A 25667-nucleotide genomic window follows, 5' to 3' on the forward strand; every position below is an offset into this window, starting at 1 on the left:
ACCTTTTTTCGAATTTTCTTATTTTTAGAAAAATATAGTTAATTCTGCATATTCAGTATTTTATCTGACTATTTCTTTTTTTACTCCATCATCAAAATCTTTTTCGGCTGATATCGTACAATCTGGTATACCATAACCATAGAAGAAGCCAGCACAACCCCCATTCCACAAAGATACAATATTATAATCTGCTGTGTCTTAATTGCAGCCTGCACACCGTTCGAAAGATCTACAGCTATTTTTATCACATTCGCCAAAGGATAAGAAAAAATTACCCCCGCTGTAATTGCCAGCAATACCGGGCAAAAAGATTCCATCAACATCTGCAGCATAATCCGCATCTTTGTTTCTCCAACAGAAAGAAGAATGCCAATCTCAAACATGCGATCCCGCAAATTCATAAGAATCAAAAAACTTAATGTGATAGTTCCAAGGATTACGGAAACTATCACCATGAGATTCGAAATCCCTGCCAGGCTCTTCAGGCTGTCGGCCACCGCTTTATAAGCTGAAACATTTACCGTATAGTCCATATCATATTCTTCTTTGATATATTCCGGCATTTTTTTCGCATCTTCAGCAAACGCTCTTCCTTCTTCCGGGTCCTTCAACTGCAATGTAATTTCTTTTACATTATCATTTTCATTCATCTCATAAACTGGTGTATCCAGGGTATAGATAGCATTTGCTGGGTTATTATATACCACATTTCCACTGTAAGCTGCCTCGTTCGTACTGTAAATACCACTGATTTTAAATGTATACCGCTCCTTTGTGTATGGTGAAAGAACAGCTATGGTATCTCCTATTCCCAGTCCATTCCGTTCCGCAATCCCATCACTGACTACCGCTTCTTCTGCATTCTGCGGTACATGTCCCGAAATCAGTGTAACTACAGAAGAAACAGAACTAAAATACTCGACAGGATCAGATGATCCCTCCACATAAATATTTTCTGTTCCATTTTCTTCCTGTCCGTCCATAATTTCAGCTGTAAAGTTATCCGCCAGAGCAGCTGTCACCGTATTACAGCTGCCAAACCGAATTCTTTCATCAGCGCAGAGTTCCAAATATTTTTGATGTGAAATCGAATTCACACCGCGCGGCTCTTCACTGTATATCTGACGCTCATTCGATACAAGCACGCTTCCTCCGATGCTCGTCCGAATCTCCCATATCCGTTCCCGACTTGCCGCGCGGATACATAAGCCAAACAGGATCAGGATGGATAAAATCAGGAAACTTAAAAACATCAGAATTGTATTTTTTTTATGATAAGAAATACTGCGAAATGCTCTTTTGATCCAGTTCATAAAAACTTTCCCTCCCCCTCATGTTTAATCCTGCAATTTTTTCTTTTCCAGCCGTACCACCACATCTGCCTCCGCGGCAAATGCTTCCGAATGTGTAACTGCTATTACACATTTCTTATCTTCATGAGCCAGCTCTTTGAAAATTTTCACAATGCCAGCCGCCGTATCAACGTCCAGATTTCCCGTCGGCTCATCCGCAAGAATCACCTCTGCATTTGTCGAAATCGCACGCGCAATCGCTACGCGCTGCTGTTCGCCTCCTGAAAGTTTATTGATATTGCGGTTCATCTGATCTTCTGTAATTCCCATTCGTGTCAGAAGTTCCCGCGCCCGTTCTTTTTTGTTTTTAATCGGATTTGACGTAATTTCCATTGCCGCCAGCACATTCTCCAGCGGGGTCAGATAAGGCAGCAGATTATACGCCTGAAACACAATTCCAATCTTGCTGTTTCGATATCTTGTATAGCCAATTTCCCGGATATCTTTTCCTTCAAAGCACACGCAGCCGCTCTTAGGTTCTTCCAGCGCACCCGCCAAAGTCAGCGTCGTTGTTTTCCCCGATCCAGAAGGACCAACAATCGTGTAAAGAGTACCCTTCTCAAATGAATAGCTGGCTTTATCCAAAATATCAATTCTCTTTCCGCCGCTCTCGTAAAAATAGCTTACCTCTTTTAATTCCAGTTCTGCCATATTGTTCCTTTCTACTATAATCTAGTCGCCTCTACATTTTTCCAGTTCTCACTTCCGTAAGAAACCCATCTTTTACCAAATATACTTTATCAAATTTTTCCAGTTTATCATAATGATGTGTAATAAAAATCACAGATTTTTCCGGCATTTCTTCTGTTATAATTTTATAAAGATATTCATTGGCTTCTACATCAAATCCACTGGACGCTTCATCAAAAAGCATAACCGGCGCATCTTTCAATAGTGCCCGTGCAACCACAAGCTTTTGTCTTTCTCCTCCTGAAAGAAATGCTCCATCATCTCCTATTTGTGTTTTTTCTTTTTCTGGAAAACGTTGCAAGTATTTTTTCACGCCACTTTTCCTTAGTACCTCATTCAGTTTTTGTCTGTCTGCTTTCCCCTCCAAATCTATATTCTGCACAATGTCCCCCAAAAACAACGCTGATTTCTGACTCACAACAGAAAAAAGGCTTCGGTATTCTGATAATTTTAGCACTTTTATATTTTCACCATTACATAAAATTTCTCCTTCTTCCGGTTCATAAAATCGTAATAGTAATTCCAAAATTGTTGATTTTCCACTTCCATTTTTTCCAATAATAGCCACTTTTTCTCCCGGCTCAAGTTTAAAAGATACTTTCTTTAACACTTCCCTATCCTTTGTATACTGAAATCTCACATTTTTAAATTCTAATATTGGCGAAATCTCTTTTTCCACTCTTTTACTTCCACTTCGTTCCTCTTCCATATTCAAAAATGTATAAAGTCGTTCAGCGGACGGTTTGACACTTGCAAAATGCATACGCAGATCAATTAAACTATTTACCGGTCTTGTAACATAACTAGAATAAGAAACAAAAGCAAAAACTGAACCTATGGAAATTTTTCCCACGAACACCAAATATCCACCAACTAAATAAATAAGAATTGTTACACCCCACTCTAAAACAGCATCCCCAAAAATATTCCATGTCTCAATCATGGTTCCTTTCATTTCAACCGCTAACGATTTACAAATCTGTTTTAAAAATTCGCATTTTCTTAATTCATATAGATTCCACAATTTAATTTCTTCCACAGTATTAATTGTATCGCCAAGCCATCCTCCAAATTGTTGCTCAACTTGAATATACATTTTCATGTTTTTCTCACGCTTTTTAGCAAGACATTTTACTAACACGTATTTCACTGGAATTACTATCACTACAATGCATAACAGTTCAGGACTCAACAGCATAAGTCCAGCAAGTCCACTAATTACACGAAAAACATACGAAAAGCTCATCACTACATATCTATCTGTCATAGACGCAACCTGAGATACATCGCATTGTAACATTTGCACTATTTCCATACTATTTTTCATTTGAAAATAATGTTTTTTTAAATGCAATAATTTTCGAAATACATTGCAATACAAGTTCTTATAGAATGAATTATGTATTTCTGCAAAAGTTTTTGCCTGCACAACTTCAATCATTAAATATACCAGCACACAAACAAATAAACCGGCTACTCCATTAACAATTTGGGGCATATTTTTTTCGAGTATTCCGATGTCTGTGATCTGTTTTATCAATAATGGTTGCAGAAATACAGTTACTGTAGAAACAATAGTGCTTATACTCAAAATACCTATTTCTTTTTTATATTTGAGTAACTCTTTTAAAAAATATAAACATTTATTATTCTCTATTATTTTCTTCATTGTTCACAAATATAATATTTTTAATCCTTTAAGCAAACACTGATTCCTATTAGTCCAACCATACACACCCCAAGAAATATGTCCATCCAGACTATTTTCCCACTTTGCTTTTCTCCACTCGAAGGAGCCTTAAAAAATACTTTTTCAAAGCCTGTATCATTTTTATCAAAATATTTTTGTCCTATAACCTCTTCTTTCGTTTCATTCTCCTTCTTCTCAAGCCAATACTGGATCGAAATTTCCTGCATTTCTTCACCACCATATTCGGCTCTTTGATTATCTTTTGCAAGTTCTTCCGCTATTTTTCCGCCAAAAATCTTCATCGCACTATCTTGACTTTCTTCATAGGGTTTTCCAGCTCCCAAAAATAAAAATTGTCCTACTTTCTCCACGCTATCTGGAATCCGTATTTTTGACAAAGAAGAGCAATACATAAAGGCATTATCACCAATGCTCTCTAAACCATCATAAAAATAAATCTGTGTGATTCTAGTTCCCTGAAATGCGCTTTTTCCTACCTTTTTTAGTGTTTTTGGCATTACAATGCTGATAAACCCAGCAGTTGTATCACTGTACTGACCATCTTCCGCAAAGGCAGATTCCCCGATTTCAACAATGCCTTCGGATATCTGCACTGCCCGAAGATCCGTTTTTCTCAAAAAGCAGGAATCTCCGATTCTCGTCACTTCTTTCCCACCTACTTCTTTCGGTGTGACAATCACGCTTTCCGTCCCGATATAGTTTCGTAAAGTTACAGTTTCATCTTCTTCCACGCTATACTGGTAATCTCCCTCTTGGAGCCAGTCTGCCTGTAGCGAAACCTGTGTCGTTCCAGATTCCACTGCAAAAACGTCTTCCCGCCATACCAGCACCAGAACCATCGCTACGATCATTATCATTCTTTTTTTCTTCATGAACACCTACTTTCTGTCCAGCAATATAGATGCCGGGCTTTCTCTAGTTATTTTGCCGACTTGCAGAATTAATATCAAAAGGAAAAGATCTAAAATACCAAGAATCATCCCCGTCATGATTTTCCAGTTCCACTCAATGGACAAATCCGTATCAACAGTTACTCCCGTTGATTCATACGCAGCTATTTCGCTTGTCGGGAGCGCGTTTTTAATATTTCCCGACAGATCTTCATTTTCCTGCTCCACTTTCTCAGCCTGATTCGAAATCATCCGATCTGCGAAATACTCTGCTGTTGGTGTCGCACACAGCGCCGCAAAAACCAGGGCAATCAAAACCGGAACCAAATTCTCCAAAACGAACTGTCCTAAAATCCTTTTTCTGTGTTCCCCCATCGAAAGTAAAATTCCAATCTCACGTTTTCGCCCTTTGACTGACAGGCTGGTCAGAATGCCGAACAGTAAAATTCCGGCAGTCACAAATCCTACGATCATATATCCTATCAGACGATTCAATTTTTCAACAGGTTTCGCAACCATCTCATACCATTCCTTGTTTCGAATCAACTGATAGGACCATTCTCCAGATTCCAAATCCTGCTGTGATATTACCATTGGCTTTACGCTGGAACGTATTCCATTTTCATCGGTCTGTACAACATCATCCACACTTCCTATTTTTATTTTGTTTTTTGTTTCTTCTATGAATGGTTCAACTGATTTTGTATCTTTCAAATAGACCGTAACTGTATTAAATCCCACATTTTGAATTTTTAATGCTTTCATAGAATACTCGCAGAAAATATCCAGTGGAATAAAAATTAAATTATTGTGCCAGTCATTCACAACGGAATCGGACTGATAAACCTCTGGAGTTCTGTAAATGCCTCGAATTTTGAAACTAATTTCTTCCGGGGCACTTACTTTATAGTATTCGATCGTTCCCTGCTCCATTTTATATTTAACAGTATCGCCCACATGGAGATGATTTTTTTCGGCGTATTTTTCTCCTACCACAGCTTCGTATTTGCCCCGTTCTCCGTAGCTCAGTCCGCTTCCTTCCACAATCCTGTAACCCTTTGCCAGAAAATAGGTATCGTATGCGCAGTCCAGTGTTCCAACAGCCGTCATCGTATACATGCCTGAATCTTTCAGATAACCTTTTAGGCGCTGTTGTGTCTCCTCGCTGATATATGTTTCCGTATCCACCGGATCAAGCCAATATGTTCCCGCTTCCATGGTGTACCCCTGAACATAATTGCTGTCAATGAACTTTTCTACGATTGCGGACGGGATCGCATATACAGTACATGATTTTCCAGCTTCTCCCTCGGCCGGCCCGCGCAGAGTAATAGAGTTGGCCAATGTTTCCTGTGCTCTTTTCACTTTATTTCCACTTGCAATTCCAATCATCAGCATAGAAAATATCGCCAGGAAAAGTACTAAAAACAGTATGATATACATCAATGTTTTCGCAGGAGTACTTCTTAATTTTCTGCTCGCTCTTTTCAACATATTCTTTCTTCCCCCTATATATTTCAAAATGCGACAAGCTTATGTTTAATTTTCAAGTGTCCAAATAATCCTATCGCTCAATTTTTCTATTTGAGAATCACTTTTAATATCAACAACTGATATTTTTTTCAAATGCTCAAAATCCCTTTCCTTGTCAATTAATTTTAAAAAACACATCTTTTTTTGTTCAAAACTCGCATCCATATCAATTGCAAATTCTGATATTCCAATATCATTAATTGTAATATCATATCTTTTTTGAACCTCATCTTTAACATGACTAATAAACGCTTCTTCATAGCGCATATATGGTAGCATCAAAACACTATAATCTGGTTCTATTGCACACATAAACAATTGTGTAGTAATGCCAAAATCATTAGAATATTGTGGATTAAACGAGAGACATGCTCCTGGTATCCCAACAATTACAATATCATAATCTTGTTCTAACCGCTTTACAGCCGCATTTATATTTATAATTATCTCTTCATTCCTATTTTTCCCATTTAAATATTTCTTTTCAAAGCAAAATGTATCTTTCCCAATTAATCCATTTAATCCAGAAACAATTGCTGCAACTTTATATCCTTTTTGTTTCAAACATTTTTGCAGTTCTAATTCCATTTTCAATTTTCCACTATTTTGTGTCAAACCCAAAACGCAAATAACCGGAATATTTATCTTTCTTACTCTTAAATCGTCACACTTTTTTTGAATTTTTAATTTTTTAGCAACAACGACATTTTCATAATGCTGATCTATCTCTAAACTGTTCCTGATATTATTAATAGAAACTATCGTTATGGATTTCTGCTTTGCTGTTTTCACCACGCTCTTTATATATTCAGGCGATGCATCGTGCCAACTTTCAAGAAGAATTAACACTTCACATTCTTTTATAATATTACCTATTCCCTCCTCTATTATTATCTCACTACCATCACAACGTTGAATTTTTTTCCCGCAAAGTCCCCATGCTTTTATTGAAGCAATATGCATAATTTCACCATATCTACATTCATGTATGTTCTCAAATAGTGTTATACTTTCTTGATCTACCGGAAATATACCTACTCTTTTTAACATTTTCATTCATACTCCTCAAATTTATAACCAAGTTCTTTTAAAGTACAGTAATTTTTCATTGCCTCTTCAAATCCCCCTCTAACCTTCCAGCAATGTTTTTCTATTTCTTTATTTGAAATATTTTTAGTGTCATCTGCACATGCTATACAAATTGTGCAATGTTGATATGCCCAACAATCCTTACACCGGTCTTGCGAATATCGTTCTATATTTAGCAAATTTAACACTTTGTTTTTATCTATTCCTTTTTTTATATCACCTATTTTGGAAACTTCTGATATTTCACTCACTCGCTCACACGGATATATATTTCCTTCTGCTGTTACAAAAATTTTTTTCGCGCCTGGAATACAGGGACCACTATGATGATTTACCTTTGAAATCTCTTCTTGCATTTTTTCCTCATGTTGTTTAATTTCTCTCATTTCATTATCAAATTCTTCTTTTACTGCTCTAGCCACAAATTTTTCATTAATTCGTTTTAATTTTGAAAGAAAACATTTAAAATATTCATATTCCTGTTCTTCAACAAATTCTCCGCTAAATTCACATTGTTTATCCGTATAATTATCATTCAAAACAGATATTCTACTCAAATTTTTCGAAATCAGCCTATCTTTATCCAAAAACTCATATATTGTTCTTAACTCATTTTGGGGATCTAACACTGTGTTGAAAGACACATTTTTTTTATAATATTTTCTGTCCATACTATATATCATTTTCATGCTATCTCTCAATTTTTCAAATGATCCTCTATTACTTCCTGCAAATATTCTATTTTTATCGTGCACTTCTTTAGGCCCATCCAAACTAAACATAATTTGTATATTATTTTTAATAAAATACTGAACAATTTCTGGTGTAAACAACGTTCCATTAGTGGTCAAATTAAAATGTACCGTTCTTTGGCAATATTCTCTCTTCACATACTCAACTACTTCTTTTATCAATCTGAACATTAATAATGGCTCTCCGCCATAAAATGATATATATATGTCTTCGCTAGACATCGAATGCCCATACAAATAATCTACTGCTTCTTTTGCAGTTTCCCAGCTCATTTCTTTTTGACTATGATTTCTATTTTTGTAATCACCAGAATAAACACAATAACTGCAACGCAAATTACATTTTTGTGTCACTTGCAAAACTAACTGATTCATTCTATTTTCTAAATAAGATTCTAAAAAGTCCGTAGCAAAATGTTTTACCTCTTCTACCCGCGTTCTTTTCAAATATCCTTCATTTATTAGCTTTTCTATTTCTCTTTCCGCTTTTTCATCCCAAATATTGTTTTCCAAAAAATTATATGTTTCGAAAGACACCTGAATAATTTTATCAGTATTCACATCATATACATAATATTCTTTTGCAGTTTTGAAACAATGAATAAATGGTTTATGCATGTTCTTTTCCTCTTGTTTTATATGCTATTTCTTTGTTAATCAATTTTATTATGTCATCAAATGTATCAAATTTTCCAGCCACAATATCTTTTTCCTTAAAATGAATATCAAATTCTTTTTCTAACTCCACATATACATTTATCAAATCTCTTGCGCTGAATTTTAGATCATTTCCTAAAAGCTTTTGATTTTTCCAGTCTTTTTTCTGTTCTAAATTTCTATATTTCTTTAATATATCTTTCACTTTTTCTTCTATCATTTCTATTCTCTTTCATCAAATCTACTATTGTCAGCATTTTTACTCTACAACAAACATATCAACATTTTAACAAACGCTATTTCAAAGGATCTATAATACTTCTAGCCATATTCTTAAACGATTTTTTATAATGCTTAAATCAACTTTTAAACTTATCCTCTAATTAAAATGAGGACTACCACTAATTAACACTGTAGCTGCCCTCATCTTTCTTACATTTTAGTGATTAGCATTAGATCCAAATACACTTGTGTATAACTGATTCTGCGCCTGAGCTTTCTGAACATAGGCAGACCCACACGTAGAAAAGCATGTGCATGAACACGGTCCATTTGCATAAACACTCACATTATTTCTTCCCTTATGTTCTTTCTTTTTAAGCGTTTTCTTCATTTGAATACCTCCCTTCGAGCATAATTTTATTACCCATTGCGATCGCAAAAGTAATCCAGTAAATTTTAGTCGTCTAAAAGTTGCATTATTATCCATTTATATGCGTTATAACAATTTTCAAACTGCATTTGCTCCATCCTTGTTTTCACATTCCATCCTTTTTTATCAAAAACCTCAAAATCTATCAAACTATTACTTTCAAATATATTTTTATCCGTTTGAATAATAAGCACATCTGGATTGTATATTGTATTTACTGCCATTATTAACGTCTCTGTCACATTCCCATGCGTATAAAATTCTAATGGAATTTCTGCCACGCAAGACTCTTTTAGGTTCTTTTCTGATGTTAATACTATACACTCATAGTCTTCCTTCCCAAAACACTCATATAACAACTTTGCCCCAATAACAGTACGTGTTAAAATTATCGGAATTGACCACGCTTTATTATTCACAATCCCATTCCATTCCAATTCTTTTTCATAGATACATTTGTTTATATGATTCATAATAAATTTTTTTGCATCTTGGTATGAACCTTTTTTATTTTTCCTTAAATAACATATCAAAAGCACAGTAATAATCGGAGCTGCAAAACTATTTGATTTGTATTCTTTCCCAACAATCTTCTTTAAAACGTCATCAAAATTTAACTGTATCGAATTCATTTCCGAAAAAGGAAATGATTTAGACACCGAAATTTCTTTTTCCTGCAATTTAGCAATATAATTTCTTACCCCGAAAACCCCATCAAAGCATGCCGGCCATGTAGGAAAGTTTGTATTTGATAGCGCTGCACATAATATCATTTTATTAGAAACCATTTGTTTTATAATATTTTCTATCTTTTTTGCATCTATATAATTTGTTGTTCCAACACTCATATGCACAAGTTTTATCTTTTCTTTTAAGCACCATTCTAACGCCGCTTTGAATGAATCAATGCTACCTCTTTCCCCTGTTTCCATAATTTTTATAGAGATAAATTCTACCTCTGGGCAAAAATATTTGATGATACTATAACACTTATCGCCATGTGTTAGTTTATATCTCTTTCTAAACAGATTATCTTTTTTTTCAGAATTGCACAAAACAACTTTTTTATTCTCATCAACATAGTATTCATTCTCACTCAGAAACAGCCCCCCTGCTGTCCCGTCATCTATAATTACATATTTTCCATCGTTTTTTTTATTTTTCATATGCAAATAGTCTTGTTCAGCTTTTCTTTTTCGTCTACATACTTACATTATATCTATATTTCTTCTTTTTTCAATGTGCTTTTTGTACATATTTTCAGTTTTTATTCATTATAAATTCACATAAATATTTTTTTCACAAAAACATGTAATTTTTTTTATATAAATACGTATATTTATAGATATTTCTTTTCATATCAGTTCAACCCCCATATTTTCCACAACTCTCAACTTTTTCCACTAATATCCTATTTGTTCTTTCATTTCCATTCTTATCCCCTTCTATCTAGCAGATTCTTCCGCTCTCAACTTCAGAGAAAAAGCGGTCGGCGTGTGGGCGGCGGATGCGGTGGGAGGGGAGAAACGTGCCGGGGCGCGGGGCATTGATTTGGGTGGGAGCGGAACCTGACGCGGACGGGACGGAACGGGGGAGATGAAATCCGGCTCACAAAGCCGGATTTCAAGAGACACTGAGTCGGGAAAACATCAGTTTTCCTGACGAATTGTCTCGGTGCTCCCCCGTTCCGTCCCATCCACGCCAAGGTCTCCGCCCCACCCAAATCACAGCCCCGCACCCCGGCACGTTTCTCCCCTCCCACCGCATCCGCCGCCCACACGACGCCCGCTTTTCCTCGTCCCCCCTCCCACCAAAAAACGGCCCCACAAGGAACCGTTTTTTCTCATCTTATAATACATTCTTCAACAGCATCAGCACCGGATTATTCTCCCGAATCCATGCCAGCGCCATATCGCCCTGGATCTGCTTCATGCATACATTCCCCCAGTGTGTCGCCTGAAAGCAGTACACCACCGCAAAGAAAATCCAGATCCACAGCACCGCACGCACGACACCAAGTCCTGCTCCTCCCATGCGGTTCAAAAAGCTGATCCCCGGAATCTCCGCAATCAATTCCACAATTTTCACCGCAATCGTCACGAAAACAACGGCAAGCACCAGCGTCAGAAAGAAAGCAATCCCTTTCATAATCTTTTCCGATACCGCCTTCGCCGCGTAGGATGCCAAACTGTGCAGCTGTTCCTCCTGGTACTCCCGCACCGCGCCGCTTCCGAGGATCTGGTTCACCAGCTCCTCCGGCACGCCCATGCTCTCCAGCCATTTCTTCTGCACATCCTGGTTTTCCCCCGACAGAAATTCATTGTTTTCAAATGTCTCTAAACATTTCTTCTCCACATACTGCGGCAGCGTTGTCCGCTCATTCAGCACATCCGTTACATACGGATTCATCCAGATCGCCAGTCCTGTCACCAGAATCAGGGACACCATGGACAGCACTGTCCGGACCAGCCCCTTTCGATATCCAGCCAGCGCGGAAAGAATACACACCGCAAGTAATACGTATCTCAGCCAATTCATGTTTTTCTTCTCCTATTTCAGCCGGATCATCGAAACGCCGTCCTCCTCCGCGAGCAGATACCGGTTCTGCCCCATGCCGAGGATCTCGTGAATCTGTGTTTCGCTGACCACGCCGCTGTACTTCTTTCTTCCATTTAAGGTATATACACACAGCTCCTGCCGGTTCGTCAGCAGAATCTGTTTTTCTTCTATCTGAAGGTTCTGGTAATAGAAATCCAGATTTTCATCCGCAAGCTGCTTTCCTTTCAGATTGTAGATTTTCATCCGGTAAGGATGATCGTCGCTCTCCCCGCGCAGAATCAGAACCACGCGGTCGTCCGCATACGCGCAGCTTAAAATTTCTCCATCTTCCGATACGCTCACCGTTTCCTTCGGCTTGTTTGTTCCTTCATAAACGCGGAAGCCGTTGTCAAAGAAGGCAACCCATGAGGATGTTCCCGCGGTTTCGATCTGCGGGCACAGCATATCGGTGTAGCTCGATGAGCTTGCAAGATTGTCCACCAGATCCTCGCCCCTGCTTCCGAAATTGTAGAAAGCGACCTGTGATTTCATCTTGCCGCCGTCTTCGTAAGCGTAGGAAACCGCCATCCAGAGTCCGTCCGCGGAAAGTGAGAGATCCATCGGATAGCCCGGGCTGTCCATGTTCGGGTGAGAGGAGGCGATCTCCGTTCCATCGGTATTATAGTATTTGATCCAGCTCTCCCCGTTGTTTTCCAGAATCGCCGCAACGACGCCCTGGCCTGCAACGGATGCTTTCACGATCGGATACGACGCGGTAATTTCGCCGGCCTTTCCATCGGCATCGTATACAACAATTTTGGTTCCGTTTTTATCGTAAATGGCAATTGCATCGCCGCAGGATATCATCTGCGGATTTTCCATGGTATAATGATCGCTCCAGAGGGTCTGATTTTCCCGGTCGCGCAGTTCGATGCCGTCGATACCGTAGCGCACGATCTTATTTCCGGATTTCTGAAACATATACGTATCGGTGTCCTCGGTCTCTGTTGCCTGTACTGTGTCGTATCCCTGAAAAGTACGCAGCTGAAGCCATACCCCTGTACCAATTCCGGCCGCGAGAATGGCTCCTGCAAGGATTCCAACGGTGATCCGGCGTCTGCGTTTTCTTTTTCTGTTTTCTGCTTTATACTCCTCAAGATCCCGGACTTTTGCTCCGTTCTCCTGTTCTTCTCTGTTTTTTCCGTCCATTTTCATTCCCCTTATGTTCTTTTCGGACTTATTTTCTGCCGCCCTTTCGGCCGCAGTTTGATTCCGCTCTAGTGTACCATATTTTTCTCTATTTTGGGAGGTATATTTTCTGCCCCGCATATATGAGATCTTCCACCGCGATCTGGTTCAGTTCGCAGATATCTTTCACTCTGCTCATCGTTCCGTAATATCTCTCACTGATTTTCGAGAGGCTGTCCCCCTTCTGTACGGTGTACTCCTGCCAGACCTGCGCGGCGGTTTCTGCCGTCTCACTGCCGGAAGCAGTTCCCGGGGCGGACGATGGCTCTGCTCCCGGTGCTGGATCTGTCTGCACCGTACCGGTATTGTTCTCCGCTGCACCAGTCTGCTCCCCGCCGGATGTGCTTTGCTCTCCGCTGCCTGCCGGATCCGTTCCGGATAAATTCTGCTCCTCACTTACCGCCGCGCTCCCGCTCTCATTTTCCGTTTCCAGTTCCGTTCCTGTGCTTTCCGGTGTCGAAGTATTTTCCCCTGTGTTTCCCTCTTCCGCCGCTGATGCTTCCGCTGCACTCTCCGCCGTCTGTGTCTTCTCTCCCTGTACGTTTCCCGCCACTGCTACCGTCTGCTCCTTTGTTTTCCCCGGAAACGGCAGCGCATCTCCGTATTTCTGCGTCACCGTCACAAGAAGCGCCGCAGCCGCGCATGCTGTCATCGCATAGAGGATCGGCTTTCTGTGATCGTGTTCCGGCTCCTCCCCGCTCTTCTCCTCAATCATCTTCCGAAAATCGCTGACAGCGCGGTCGGGCACGCTCTCTCCGTTTTCGATCGACCGGTTCTGATTCTGATCGATCAGATACGACTGCATCGGCTCATTCTTTTCATAATAAATGTAAAAGCCTCCCGTGCTCCGCAGGGTGCCGCCCTCGTACGTATAGAAGGTTTCCTCTTTTTCCTGTCCGTTGACGCGGAACAGCGTCTTGTCATTTCCGCCGAAGTGGTTCAGATGCGCTCGGATGATCTGTTCATTCAGATCCTCCCCGTATCCCGGAAGAGAAAGTGCCCAGCCGAGGATCTGCTGGTTTTTGAAATATTTTTCCATCACATCGTGGACCTCCGTCCATACTGCATCATCGAAGACCAGGTGATCCGGCGCCGGCTCCATCGTATGAATCGCGGCCGCGCTGCGGATAAAAAAGTAGGAAATTCCGTCCGCCCACTTAAATTCACCGAACAGCATGGCGGCACGTCCCTCTGGTGCGGAAAAATATTTTTTCAGAAAGGTTCCGACATAATCTTCCAGATAAATCCGCTCCCTGCCGTTCGTATCACCGACCTGGCGGATATTTTTCGGCAGATGAAAGTATCCCTCGTTGCCGTTCGCCTGCTCTTTGTTTTCTTTATAGACAATCTCAATCATGCTTTTCACCCCTTTTTGCCTACTTTATCACGGATGTTCCGCGAAAAAGATCGTTTTGGGGCAGGGCTGTCACGGTTTTTTCCGACTGTTTTCCCGTTTTTCTGCACCGGAGGGCATGTCATGTTTTTTTCATTGCAGGAATAGTTTATACCATATACGGTTAAACTGTGGATGATTCTTCTGAAAGGCAGGTACCGGTCATGTTTCGAAAAAAAGACGCCGAAGTTTACTACATCAATGAGCGAAGCCGCAGCGCCAGCGAAGAGCTGGCGTCGCTGTTTTCTTACTGCATTCAAAAGGACGGACGCATGTTCCGTGAACTGGTATTTCTCTGCATCGGAAGCGACCGGATCACTGGGGATTCCTTAGGACCGCTGATCGGGTACCAGCTTTCGCCGTACTGCAGCCGCATTTTTCATGTCTATGGAACGCTGGATGACCCGGTGCACGCCCTGAATCTACCGGACCGGATTTCGTACATCCATTCCCGCCACCCGGAGGCACTGCTCGTTGCGATTGATGCTTCGCTTGGTTCGCGGCGTCATCAGGGATACATCACGATCGGAAACGGGGCGATCCGGCCGGGCGCGGGGGCAGGGAAGACGCTGCCCGAGGTCGGGGATATTTTTATCACAGGCATTGTGAATGTATCGGGCAGTTTTGAACAGCTTCTTCTGCAGACAACCCGGCTTGCCACGATTTTCCATATGGCGGAATCCATCTCGCAGGGAATCCTGCTCGCCTGCCGGGAACTTGAGGCGGCCGGGACAAGCGAACTTCTGCTTTAAGAAAAACTGCAGACAGCAAAACAGGCAGAGACTGCACCATTTTCCGGTGTGGCCTCTGCCTGTTTTCTTTTGTCATTTATTTCGAAAAATCTTATTTACAGAACTCTTTTACCTGCTCGTAAACGCCCTCGCCGTCGAGTTTGTATTTTGCAAGAAGAGCGGCTGCCGGGCCGGACTCTCCGAAGACGTCCTGTACACCGATTTTTTTCACCGGAACCGGGCATTTCTCTGCCAGTGCATCGCAGACTGCGCTTCCAAGTCCTCCGATCACCGAGTGCTCTTCTACGGTTACGACTTTGCCGGTCTCTTTTGCTGCTGCAACGATCAGCTCCTCATCCAGCGGTTTGATGGTGTGGATGTTGATGATCTTGGCATCAATGCCGTCTGCGGCAAGTTTCTCTGCTGCTTCCAGAGCGGAGCTTACGCAAAGGCCTGTTGCAACGATGGTGACATCCTTGCCTTCACGGAGAACAACGCCTTTTCCGAGCTCAAATTTGTAATCCGGTCTGTCGTTGATCACCGGCACTGCCAGACGTCCGAAACGAAGGTAAACCGGTCCGTTGTATTCATAAGCTGCTTTCACGCAGGCTTTTGCCTCTACATCATCTGCCGGGTTCAGGATGACCATGCCCGGGATGGTTCTCATCAGGGCGATATCCTCGTTGCACTGATGTGTTGCGCCGTCTTCTCCTACGGAAATTCCGGCATGGGTAGCACCGATTTTTACGTTCAGATGCGGGTATCCGATGGAGTTGCGTACCTGCTCAAACGCACGGCCTGCGGCAAACATCGCGAAGGTGCTTGCGAACGGAACGATGCCTGTGGTGGAAAGGCCGGCAGCGATTCCCATCATATTACATTCTGCGATACCACAGTCGATGTGACGGTCCGGATATGCTTTTTTGAACACACCAGTCTTGGTTGCTGCTGCAAGGTCAGCGTCGAGTACGATCAGATTGTCATGCTCTGCGCCAAGTTCAACCAGTGCATTACCGTAACTTTCTCTTGTTGCGATTTTCTTTACTTCTGACATAACGCTTCACCTGCCTTTTCCAGTTCTGCCATAGCAATTGCGTATTCTTCATCGTTCGGAGCTTTTCCGTGCCAGCCTACCTGGTTCTCCATGAAGGAAACGCCTTTTCCTTTTACGGTCTTTGTGATGATGGCGGTCGGCATGCCTGTTACGGTGCGCGCCTCATCAAATGCAGCTTTCAGCTGATCGAAATCGTTGCCGTCCGCTACGTTGATTACGTGGAAGTTGAATGCCTCGAATTTTTTGTCGATCGGGTACGGACTGTTGACATCTGCTACGTTTCCGTCGATCTGAAGTCCGTTGTTGTCTACGATCACAACGAGGTTGTCCAGATGTTTTGCTCCGGCAAACATGGCTGCCTCCCAGACCTGACCTTCCTGGATTTCACCATCGCCAAGAAGTGTATAAACACGAAATGCTTTGTTCTGCAGTTTTGCACCGAGTGCCATTCCGACTGCTGCGGAGATTCCCTGTCCGAGGGAACCGCTTGACATATCAACGCCCGGGATATGTTTCATATCCGGATGTCCCTGCAGATAAGATCCAAGATGGCGAAGGGTCAGCAGATCTTCTTTCGGGAAATAACCTTTTTCAGCCAGTGCTGCATACAGTCCCGGCGCTGTGTGGCCTTTCGAAAGTACAAAACGATCGCGGTCCGGATCTTTTGGATTTTTCGGGTCCACGTTCATTTCTTCAAAATACAGATACGTGAAAATATCGGCTGCAGACAGAGATCCGCCCGGATGGCCGGCCTTTGCTGCATGAACGCCGCTGACGATCCCTTTGCGGATCTCATTGGCCGTCTTCTGAAGTTCTAACTTGTTCATGTCTTTTCTCCTTGTTTAGTTGAATCGGAATCAAAAGCTGGAAATATCGCTATTGTTCACTTTGTTCACAATACCATATTTCCAGCTTTTATGCAATCATGTTTAGGTCTTATTCGCCGAATACAGCTTTGTAGTCAGCCTGGAATTTTGCGATTCCGGCGTCGGTCAGAGGATGTTTGGTCATCTGTACGATTACGTTGTATGGAACAGTTGCAATGTCTGCACCAGCCAGTGCGCAGTCGGTTACGTGGATCGGGTTGCGGACACTTGCTGCGATGATCTCGGTGTCGATGCCGGCTACGTCGAAGATCTCAACGATTTCACGGATCAGATCAACGCCGCGGGTGCTGATGTCATCGAGTCTTCCAAGGAATGGGGAAACATAAGTTGCACCTGCTCTTGCAGCCAGAAGTGCCTGGTTTGCGGAGAAGATCAGGGTTACGTTTGTCTTGATGCCCTCTGCGCTCAGAACTTTAACAGCTTTGAGTCCTTCTACGGTCATCGGGATTTTAACAACCATGTTTGGATGGATGGCTGCGATCTCACGGCCTTCTTTGATCATGCCTTCTGCATCTGTTGTGGTAGCTTTTACCTCGCCGCTGATCGGTCCGTCTACGATCTCGGTGATCTCTTTGATGACCTCTTTGAAGTCACGTCCTTCTTTTGCGATCAGGGACGGGTTGGTGGTAACGCCGCAGATAACGCCCATGTCGTTTGCTTTTTTAATGTCCTCTACTTTTGCTGTGTCGATGAAAAATCTCATGTTGTTTTTCCTCCCATATTCATACTTTCGTAAGGTTTCGGGGCCTGTTGTTTTCCGCAGAACGGCTCCGTTTTTCTGTTATCTCCAGTATAGATATGTTTGGTTTTTCCGTCAAGTCGGCCTCATTTTTATTAATTAATTTTATTATTTATAAATACTATTTTATAAATTACTCTGGCGGATTTTTTCTCATTTTTTCCGGTTTTTCCTTTTCTTTGTGTTTTCCCGGTTTGCGTCGGAGCTGTTTTATTCAAAATTATTAATAATAATTTCAGCCGTCCTATTTATTTTTTAATTTTTCGGTTCTTGCATACGAAGTGCTGCGCCGCACGATCAGTTTCGGCTCATACTCGACATGATACGTGCTTAAGGGTTCATTGCCGTCCTGGCTTTCCCGAAGAGACTGGATTTTCCGCAGGATGATATCGCACGCATCGCGGCCCTTCAATGGCACATAGTGGTCAATCGTCGTCAGGGAAATCGAGCGGAAGCTGGAATAGACGGTGTTGTCACATCCCACTACGGAAATATCCGCCGGAATGCGCAGTTTGCTCTCGAGCACGGCGTCCATGATCCCGAACGCGATCATATCATTCATGCCGACGATTGCCGTAAGGTTCTTGTCCTCCCGCAGCAGTTCCTTCGTCAGATAATAGCCCATCTTGTACTCAGAATCCATGCTCGGGATCACCTCGTCGAGGTCCTCATCCGCCGATTTGACGATCACGCCGTGGCCGTATCCTGCCTCCTCAAACTCGCGCACAAAGCCCTCCACGCGTTTCAGGCGCTGGCCCTGTTTGGAAGTCAGCGGAGGTGAAACAAACGCCACATGCCGGTGTCCCAGTTCCAGCAGGTGGCGTGCCATCAGCCTGCCGGGTTTTGCATTGTTCAGCTCGACCGCATCAATTTCCAGCAGCTCTTCTCGGTTGTTGATGATGACAAGCGGAATCTCCGCGGCCAGCTCCTCCACTTTTTCCTTGCAGCTTCTGCTCGGATTGCAGGTATAGATAATGCCGCGCGGGCGCACACTCTTCATCATCCGAAGATAATTCTCTTCGATTTTCAGATCCCTCTGCGTATTGCAGACAAAGACCCCGTAATTCTTCTCTTTTGCAACTTCTTCGATGCCGTGCAGCAACATCACATAGTAAGGATTCGTCAGCGTCGGACAGAAGACGACGATCAGCTTGTTGCCGTTCGACTCTCTTCTCATCTTCCGCCGGGGAATCTGGTAGCCCAGCTCTTTTGCCGCCGCCTCCACTTTTTCTACTGTTTCCCGCGAGAACGAAACGTTTTCCCGCCGGTTCAGAATCATGGAGACCGTCGCCTGGGATACGCCTGAGGCTGCTGCGACATCACTGGATGTCACTTTTTTTCTGCCCATAATTACAGCTCCGTTCTGCCCTCTAACGCACGCAGAAGGGTGACTTCGTCAATATTTTCCAGATCGCCGCCCACCGGAACACCGCTCGCAATCCGTGTTACCTTGATGCCGGTCGGCTTGATCAGCTTGCTGATGTACATCGCTGTCGTCTCGCCTTCCAGACTGGAGTTTGTGGCAACGATAACTTCCGAGACATCACCCTGGAGACGCTGCATCAGCTCTTTCAACCGGATGTCGTCCGGCCCGATTCCCAGCATCGGGGAAATGGCTCCATGCAGGACGTGGTAAACGCCGTCGTATTTTCCGGTTTTTTCATATGCCGCAAGATCCTGCGTCGTCTCCACCACCATGATCACGCTGTGATCGCGCTTGACATTGGCACAGATCGGGCACAGTTCTTTGTCGGTCAGCGTCTGGCAGCACTTGCAGTACTGAACGTGGGATTTTGCTTCTGTGATCGAATCGGCCAGCCGTTTTGCCTGGTCGGCCGGCATATTCATGATATGAAATGCCAGCCTCTGTGCGGTTTTCACACCGATGCCAGGCAGATGGGACAGCTGCTCGATCAACTGATTGATGTATCCGCTGTAGTAATCCATCAGAACGGGAATCCTCCGCCCATGCTGCCGAGTCCGCCGGCAAGTTTGCCCATAGCTTTGGCTGCCTCGTCCTCAACTTTGCGCAGTGCTTCGTTGGTTGCTGCCATGATCAGATCCTCGAGCATTTCTACGTCGTCCGGATCTACGGCATCTTCGCTGATTTTAACTTTGGTTACTTCTTTTTTACCGGAAATGGTTACTTCTACGGCTCCGCCGCCTGCTGTCGCAGTGAACTCTTTCTCCTCCAGTGCTTTCTGGTTCTCTTCCATCTGCTTCTGCATTTTCTGAGCCTGCTTCATCAGATTGTTCATGTTGCCCGGCATTCCTCCCGGGAATCCTCCTCTTTTTGCCATGGTAATATCCTCCTGAAAAATTTGTTTTTAATTTATTCTTCCCCGTCGTCGAAGTCGCTCTCGTCGTCCTCCTCGACCGGGATTCCATGAATCGCCTGCGTCAGTGCATCATCCACGGAAATCGTGGAGAGCGCGGCGTTTGCATGCTGGTCTGCTAAAATGAGCTGGACCTCTACGGTTTTTCCAGTCATCTGTTCAATAATGGTGCGGATCTCATCGGCTGCCTCCGGCCGCTCAACGTAGATGGATGCGAGCTGGTCTGCAAACTCAACAAACAGTTTGGCGTCGCCCGTCTCGCTGTTGTATTTCGGAACGGCGCTCTGCAGAAACTGGCGGAACATGCCGCTTGTCTGGCCGACAATTGCCTTCCAGGACGCGCTGATGCGCTGTAAATCCGCCGGTGCGGCTTTCACTGGTGCCGGTGCACTCTGCGGTGTTTCTGCCGCCGCATAGCCGTCTCCGGCCGCTCCGGAGCCTCCTGCACTGCCGTTTCCTGCTCCCGGTGCATTTGTCACCATCATCGGGATTCCGCGCTCCATTTTTTCTTCGAGAATCCTAAGACGCTCCAGCACGGATTCGAGGTTCTGCTCCATCTGCGGTTTGCAGAGTTTGACGAGCGCCACCTCAACGAGCACGCGCTTCTGCGCCGCATAGCGGAGCTGGCCGGAGAGCTCGGATAAAACGCGGATATAGTGGATCAGCGTCTCATCGTCTACCATCGTGCTCTCTTCTTTTAAGAGCTTCAGGTTTTCTGTAGAGACGTCGAGCAGTTCTTCGGTTTCATCTGCGCTTTTTACCAACAGCAGATTCCGCAGATACCACGTAAAGTCGGTAACGAACTGTCCCAGCTCTTTTCCGCGGTTTAAAAGGGTTTCCAGCGTGCGGATGCTTCCCGTTACATCCCCGGCGAGGATCGTGCGGAGCATCTGGCTGAAGATTTCGGTATCAACAGTTCCGAGAACCTCAAGGACTTTATCGTACGTCAGCTTCTGCCCGAGGTAGAAGGCGATGCACTGGTCCAGGAGGCTTAACGCGTCTCGCATGGATCCGTCGCCCGCCTTTGCGACGTAGCGGATGGCTTTTTCTTCGACGTCCACGCCCTCTTTTTCCATCAGTTCACTAAGACGCGCCGCAATGGTGTCGATCGTGATGCGGCGGAAATCGTACCGCTGGCATCTGGAAAGGATCGTCACCGGGATTTTGTTTGCCTCTGTGGTCGCCAGAATGAAGATGACATAGGACGGCGGCTCCTCCAGGGTTTTTAAGAGTGCATTGAACGCTCCGGTAGAAAGCATATGCACCTCGTCGATGATATAGACTTTATACCGTCCCTGTGTCGGCCGGTAGGCTACCTCCTCACGGATTTCACGGATGTTGTCGACACCGTTGTTCGATGCCGCGTCGATCTCGATGACGTTCGTGGAAACGCCCGCCAGAATCGCCTTACACGTCGGACATTCGTTGCACGGGCTTCCGTCCACGGGATGTTCGCAGTTGACCGAGCGGGCGAGAATCTTGGCGATCGTCGTTTTTCCTGTTCCGCGGGTTCCGCAGAACAGGTACGCATGACCGATGCGGTCCGCGCGGATCTGATTTTTTAATGTTGTTACAATGTGATCCTGTCCTTTTACATCCTCAAAGGTGGAAGGACGGAATTTTCGGTACAGAGCAGTATAGCTCATAAAATTTTTCTCCTTTTATTGCATCGGCATGGAAGCCTGCCGCCGGCAGTTTCTTTTGGACAGCAGTGCAACAGAAGAACGGAGACCTTGTTCTTCTTGCTTTAAGGCCTCCGTTCTTTTTCCTTGCCTTTTTTCGGGAACGCATCAATCGCCGAAGCTGATTCCCATCCGTTTTGCCTGCAGGACTTCCTGTGCATTCGGATCTACGGTCTTTAATTTTCCGGCGCACTCGCCCAGCGGAATTTTCTTTACTTTTCCGTTGACCATTCCGACCATGTAGCCGTACTGTTTGTCCAGAATAAGCTGTGCTGCCTCGGATCCGAGTCTTGTGGAAAGGACACGGTCATACGGACACGGGCTGCCGCCTCGCTGCATGTGGCCCGGTACGGTGACGCGGATTTCCATGCCTGTCTTTGCCTCGATCTCTTCTGCGATCTTGTAGGATACGGACGGGTATTTCTTTGCGATTTCTTCCTGACGTTTTTTCAGCTCTTTCTTCGGAAGTGCTGCGTCTTCTTTTGCAATTGCACCCTCGGCAACGGCAAGAATGGTGAATCCGCTTCCGCGCTCTTTTCGTCTGTTGATGGCCTCGCATACTTTTTCAATATCGTATGGAATTTCCGGAATCAGGATAACGTCTGCGCCGCTTGCGATTCCGGCGTACAGCGTCAGCCAGCCTACTTTATGACCCATAACCTCTACGATAAAAACTCTCTGGTGAGAGGAGGCTGTTGTATGGATGCAGTCGATCGCATCGGATGCAATATTGACGGCACTGTAGAAACCGAAGGTCATATCCGTTCCGTAGATATCATTATCGATGGTTTTCGGAAGATGGATAATATTCAGTCCTTCCTCTCTCAAGAGGTTTGCTGTTTTCTGGGTTCCGTTTCCGCCAAGAATGACAAGGCAGTCCAGAAGGAGCTTGTGGTAGGTATGCTTCATTGCTTCCACTTTGTCCAGACCGTTTGCATCCGGGGTACGCATCAGCTTGAACGGCTGACGTGAGGTTCCGAGAATAGTTCCTCCCTGTGTTAATATACCGGAAAAATCTTTTGCACTGAGCATGCGGTAATCGCTGTAGATGAGGCCTTTATAGCCGTTCATGAATCCGTATACTTCGAGATCTTTTACATTGTTTGCAAGGCCTTTTACGACTCCGCGCATGGTCGCATTTAATGCCTGGCAGTCTCCGCCGCTTGTTAACAGACCAATTCTTAACATATGACTTTTCCCATCCTGTTCTTTATTAGATTTTCACGACTGCTTCTTGTTTCTTGGCAGTATTATGGAATGTTTACATTATACCCTATTTTTTTCGTTCTCACAATAGTTCGGGGGAAGAAAGCGCGGGAGTTTCTATTTTTTGTACGAAAAAAGGAAGTCTGTGGTTCAGGCTTCCTTGGATTTTCTTTTTTATGCGCGCCGCACTTCGAACTCTCACCACGAACGTTACTCCTACAGCCTACTCGGCCCAGGCACCCTCACGGCACACAGGAGATTCCACTTAGTGCTGCTGCATTCCTGCCCTGACACGGTTCATGGAGTCCTGTTGCGTAAGACCCAGACGTCAACGTCACTTATAGAAGGCAGCTTCGCAATGAAAGAGCCCTCGGATTGGCATCACCCCCGCTGTAGCGGATTGCGGGTACAGGGCACCGCTATCTCCCCGGCTGCGCATTGTTTAGTATACGGGATTTCGGAGGGGATGTCAAGGAATTTGTGAATTGAAATATTGGTATAGCACGAGTATAATTTATAGTAAGGCCAGAAAATAACGCAAAAATTCAGTACCGCAGAGTGTGAACGACTGCTTTTTTCATTATTTTCAAGATTTGCTATCGATAACTTTTTGAAAATGATACATTTTTTTCTTATAGAAGGAGGATGGACGAATGATACGAGTTACGGTCTGGAATGAGTTTCAGCATGAGCGAACGCAGGAGAAAGTGAAAGAGATTTATCCGGACGGGATTCACACCTGTATTGCAAAGTTTCTGGGACAGGAGGAGGAGCTTTCGGTTCGGACGGCTGTGTTTGACGAGAAGGAGCATGGGCTGACGGAAGAAGTGCTGGCAAATACCGATGTGCTGGTGTTCTGGAATCATATGCTGCAGGAGGAGTTCTCGGACGATGTGGCCGAGCGGGTTCGGCGTCATGTGCTGGCCGGAATGGGGCTGGTAGTTCTGCATTCAGGGCATTATTCCAAGATTATGCGGAAGCTTCTCGGAACAAGTATGACGCTTCGGTGGCGGCATGGGGATCGTGAGAGACTGTTCTGTACGTGTCCGACCCATCCGATCGCGCAGGGAATTCCGGCATGGGTGGATATTCCGGAGGAAGAGATGTATGGGGAGTTTTTTGATATTCCCAAACCGGATGATGTGGTATTTACGGGATGGTTTGCAGGCGGTGAGGTGTTCCGCAGCGGATGCACCTTTACACGTGGGCTGGGCAAAATTTTCTATTTTCAGCCGGGACACGAGGAATACCCCATTTACCATATGCCGGTGATTCAGAAGATTATCAAAAATGGGGTACGCTGGTGCGTTCCTGTAGTACGAAGACCGGCACCACTGGATAATGCATGGGTGAATCCATCTACGGAGGAAGTGTATCTTTCTTCACACCAAAAATAGCAGCTGCAGTTTACCGATATCTGTATCCCGTTTGATTTTTTCAAAACAGGGGTCTGATTTCACGATCAAAAATGTTCTGCAATACACGGATGGAATCTGCGTACACATTGCATAAATCAGGAGGAAATGTTATATGAGAAAGCTTTCCGTTTTTTACGAACACATTCTACAGGCGTGTGAGCAATCCGGTAAGACGATTCCGGAAGTGCTCGCGTTCTGCAGGGATCAGGGAATTTCGGCTGTTGAGATGAACTACAGTCTGTTTGCATCAGAAAAAGAGGTCATTGCCCCGATGCTTTCCGATGCGGGGCTGGTGATCAGCTGTATGCATGAAACCTTTGATTTTTCCCATGATACGGATCTTGGCAGAGCACAGCAGATGCTCGATACTGCGGCATCGCAGCAGGTTTCGCGTGTCCTGTTTGTTGCAGGCGCGCTTGAAACTGCCGAAGCGGCAGAGCTTGCAGCCTGCAGCAGCACCTATGAGGCAACGAGTACTTTTATGACCGAAAACAAATCGATTCAAAATATGGTACATGCGCTTTCCTCACTCGCCGAATATGCGGCTTTGCGTGGCGTTACGATTACCTTAGAGGACTTTGACGGTTTTTTACAGCCGTTTGCACGCACATATCCGCTGCTCTGGTTTATGGAGCACGTGCCGGGGCTGCGGTATACGCTTGATATCGGAAATTTTGCTTTCAGTGATGAGGATGTTTCGTATGCTGCCTGGCTTCTGAAGGATTATATTGTCCATGTTCACTGTAAGGATCGTGCCGAAAGTCCGCTCGTTCACGGACGTTTCTGCCGCGGCCTTGGCCAGACACCGGCCGGAACGGGATATCTGCCGATGGCAAAGCTTCTTACAGATTTAGAAGCGTGCGATTACGACGGTTATCTCGCCATCGAGCATTTCGATGCGCCGGATCAGTTATCGTTCATCGAACAGTCCGCAGCGTTTCTGCGCCAGTGGGTTTCCGAATAATTCCGCCTCTTTCATAAGCGCTCTGATTTTCGGAAAATTTCGTATTTCCGGGGAGAAATTCAGCAAGGAAAATATGTCGAAAAAATTCTTTACTATCTTTGGTTTTTTCGTATCTTTTCCTTGCTTTCCAGGGAAAACATGGTAA

23 protein-coding genes and 1 other RNA gene are annotated in these 25667 nt (G+C 44.3%); 3 read left to right on the top strand and 21 right to left on the bottom strand.

The genetic code is table 11. The features are described from left to right. Window positions 1–80 precede the first annotated feature (80 nt). From DW769_RS03760 to DW769_RS03815, 12 genes are all read right to left on the bottom strand, one after another. Window positions 81–1313: an ABC transporter permease gene (locus tag DW769_RS03760; protein WP_055226878.1), complete on the bottom strand. Its 1233-nt coding sequence runs from the start codon at window positions 1311–1313 to the stop codon at window positions 81–83. A 24-nt stretch (window positions 1314–1337) separates the two neighbouring features. Continuing rightward, on the bottom strand, window positions 1338–2003 hold the full coding sequence (locus tag DW769_RS03765) for an ABC transporter ATP-binding protein (RefSeq protein ID WP_055226876.1): 666 nt from the start codon (window positions 2001–2003) through the stop codon (window positions 1338–1340). Window positions 2004–2034: 31 nt separating this feature from the next. Further along, entirely contained in the window at window positions 2035–3711 is a 1677-nt protein-coding gene (locus DW769_RS03770; RefSeq protein WP_055226874.1) for an ABC transporter ATP-binding protein, read from the bottom strand. A 20-nt stretch (window positions 3712–3731) separates the two neighbouring features. Then, window positions 3732–4625 carry a leucine-rich repeat domain-containing protein gene (locus DW769_RS03775; RefSeq protein WP_022463281.1) on the bottom strand — a complete coding sequence of 298 codons (894 nt, stop codon included), beginning with the start codon at window positions 4623–4625 and terminating at the stop codon, window positions 3732–3734. 6 nt (window positions 4626–4631) lie between these two features. Further along, window positions 4632–6041: an ABC transporter permease gene (locus tag DW769_RS03780; RefSeq protein WP_158554998.1), complete on the bottom strand. Its 1410-nt coding sequence runs from the start codon at window positions 6039–6041 to the stop codon at window positions 4632–4634. Between the two features lie 141 nt (window positions 6042–6182). Further along, a complete protein-coding gene (locus DW769_RS03785; RefSeq protein WP_055226872.1) occupies window positions 6183–7226 on the bottom strand; it encodes a DUF1611 domain-containing protein in 1044 nt (347 codons plus the stop codon). Window positions 7227–7228: 2 nt separating this feature from the next. Continuing rightward, on the bottom strand, window positions 7229–8635 hold the full coding sequence (gene ccpM / locus DW769_RS03790; RefSeq protein WP_055265672.1) for a Cys-rich peptide radical SAM maturase CcpM: 1407 nt from the start codon (window positions 8633–8635) through the stop codon (window positions 7229–7231). After that, a complete protein-coding gene (locus tag DW769_RS03795) occupies window positions 8628–8894 on the bottom strand; it encodes a hypothetical protein (protein WP_055226866.1) in 267 nt (88 codons plus the stop codon). Before DW769_RS03795 ends, ccpM begins: the two co-directional genes overlap by 8 nt. Window positions 8895–9352: 458 nt before the next feature. Next, a complete protein-coding gene (locus DW769_RS03800) occupies window positions 9353–10492 on the bottom strand; it encodes a hypothetical protein (protein WP_055226864.1) in 1140 nt (379 codons plus the stop codon). A gap of 682 nt (window positions 10493–11174) precedes the next feature. Further along, complete coding sequence (locus DW769_RS03805; RefSeq protein ID WP_055265670.1) at window positions 11175–11864, bottom strand: CvpA family protein; 690 nt, start codon at window positions 11862–11864, stop codon at window positions 11175–11177. Between the two features lie 12 nt (window positions 11865–11876). After that, window positions 11877–13073 carry a DUF5711 family protein gene (locus tag DW769_RS03810; protein WP_055226860.1) on the bottom strand — a complete coding sequence of 399 codons (1197 nt, stop codon included), beginning with the start codon at window positions 13071–13073 and terminating at the stop codon, window positions 11877–11879. An 88-nt stretch (window positions 13074–13161) separates the two neighbouring features. Continuing rightward, window positions 13162–14469: a LysM peptidoglycan-binding domain-containing protein gene (locus DW769_RS03815; protein ID WP_055226858.1), complete on the bottom strand. Its 1308-nt coding sequence runs from the start codon at window positions 14467–14469 to the stop codon at window positions 13162–13164. A gap of 200 nt (window positions 14470–14669) precedes the next feature. Between DW769_RS03815 and yyaC the strand changes: the two genes are divergently transcribed. After that, a complete protein-coding gene (yyaC, locus tag DW769_RS03820) occupies window positions 14670–15257 on the top strand; it encodes a spore protease YyaC (RefSeq protein ID WP_055226856.1) in 588 nt (195 codons plus the stop codon). A gap of 91 nt (window positions 15258–15348) precedes the next feature. Here the strand turns inward: yyaC and DW769_RS03825 are convergent, their stop codons facing one another. From DW769_RS03825 to ffs, 9 genes are all read right to left on the bottom strand, one after another. Next, window positions 15349–16290 carry a transketolase family protein gene (locus DW769_RS03825; RefSeq protein WP_055219295.1) on the bottom strand — a complete coding sequence of 314 codons (942 nt, stop codon included), beginning with the start codon at window positions 16288–16290 and terminating at the stop codon, window positions 15349–15351. Further along, entirely contained in the window at window positions 16278–17117 is an 840-nt protein-coding gene (locus tag DW769_RS03830; protein ID WP_055219293.1) for a transketolase, read from the bottom strand. Before DW769_RS03830 ends, DW769_RS03825 begins: the two co-directional genes overlap by 13 nt. Before the next feature lie 109 nt (window positions 17118–17226). Continuing rightward, window positions 17227–17880, bottom strand: coding sequence for a fructose-6-phosphate aldolase (gene fsa, locus DW769_RS03835; protein ID WP_022463272.1), 654 nt, complete (start codon window positions 17878–17880; stop codon window positions 17227–17229). Window positions 17881–18160: 280 nt separating this feature from the next. Further along, window positions 18161–19264 carry a LacI family DNA-binding transcriptional regulator gene (locus tag DW769_RS03840; protein ID WP_117761711.1) on the bottom strand — a complete coding sequence of 368 codons (1104 nt, stop codon included), beginning with the start codon at window positions 19262–19264 and terminating at the stop codon, window positions 18161–18163. Window positions 19265–19266: 2 nt separating this feature from the next. Further along, window positions 19267–19863: a recombination mediator RecR gene (gene recR / locus DW769_RS03845; RefSeq protein ID WP_022463270.1), complete on the bottom strand. Its 597-nt coding sequence runs from the start codon at window positions 19861–19863 to the stop codon at window positions 19267–19269. Continuing rightward, window positions 19863–20216 carry a YbaB/EbfC family nucleoid-associated protein gene (locus DW769_RS03850; protein ID WP_022463269.1) on the bottom strand — a complete coding sequence of 118 codons (354 nt, stop codon included), beginning with the start codon at window positions 20214–20216 and terminating at the stop codon, window positions 19863–19865. The genes recR and DW769_RS03850 overlap by 1 nt, the downstream gene beginning before the upstream one ends. A 32-nt stretch (window positions 20217–20248) precedes the next feature. Then, window positions 20249–21898, bottom strand: coding sequence for a DNA polymerase III subunit gamma/tau (gene dnaX / locus DW769_RS03855; RefSeq protein ID WP_055265662.1), 1650 nt, complete (start codon window positions 21896–21898; stop codon window positions 20249–20251). Between the two features lie 144 nt (window positions 21899–22042). Next, window positions 22043–23122 (bottom strand): 6-phosphofructokinase, encoded by a 1080-nt coding sequence (locus DW769_RS03860; protein WP_022463267.1) that lies wholly within the window; start codon window positions 23120–23122, stop codon window positions 22043–22045. 194 nt (window positions 23123–23316) lie between these two features. Beyond that, an RNA gene (ffs, locus tag DW769_RS03865) (signal recognition particle sRNA large type) lies at window positions 23317–23579 on the bottom strand. A gap of 214 nt (window positions 23580–23793) precedes the next feature. Here ffs and DW769_RS03870 point away from each other — a divergent pair. Then, window positions 23794–24537 carry a ThuA domain-containing protein gene (locus tag DW769_RS03870; RefSeq protein WP_117761712.1) on the top strand — a complete coding sequence of 248 codons (744 nt, stop codon included), beginning with the start codon at window positions 23794–23796 and terminating at the stop codon, window positions 24535–24537. Window positions 24538–24670: 133 nt separating this feature from the next. Further along, window positions 24671–25522: a sugar phosphate isomerase/epimerase family protein gene (locus tag DW769_RS03875; protein ID WP_118749986.1), complete on the top strand. Its 852-nt coding sequence runs from the start codon at window positions 24671–24673 to the stop codon at window positions 25520–25522. Window positions 25523–25667: the final 145 nt, after the last annotated feature.

The organism is Blautia sp. AM29-29, assembly GCF_003480555.1.
Lineage (GTDB): Bacteria > Bacillota > Clostridia > Lachnospirales > Lachnospiraceae > Fusicatenibacter > Fusicatenibacter saccharivorans.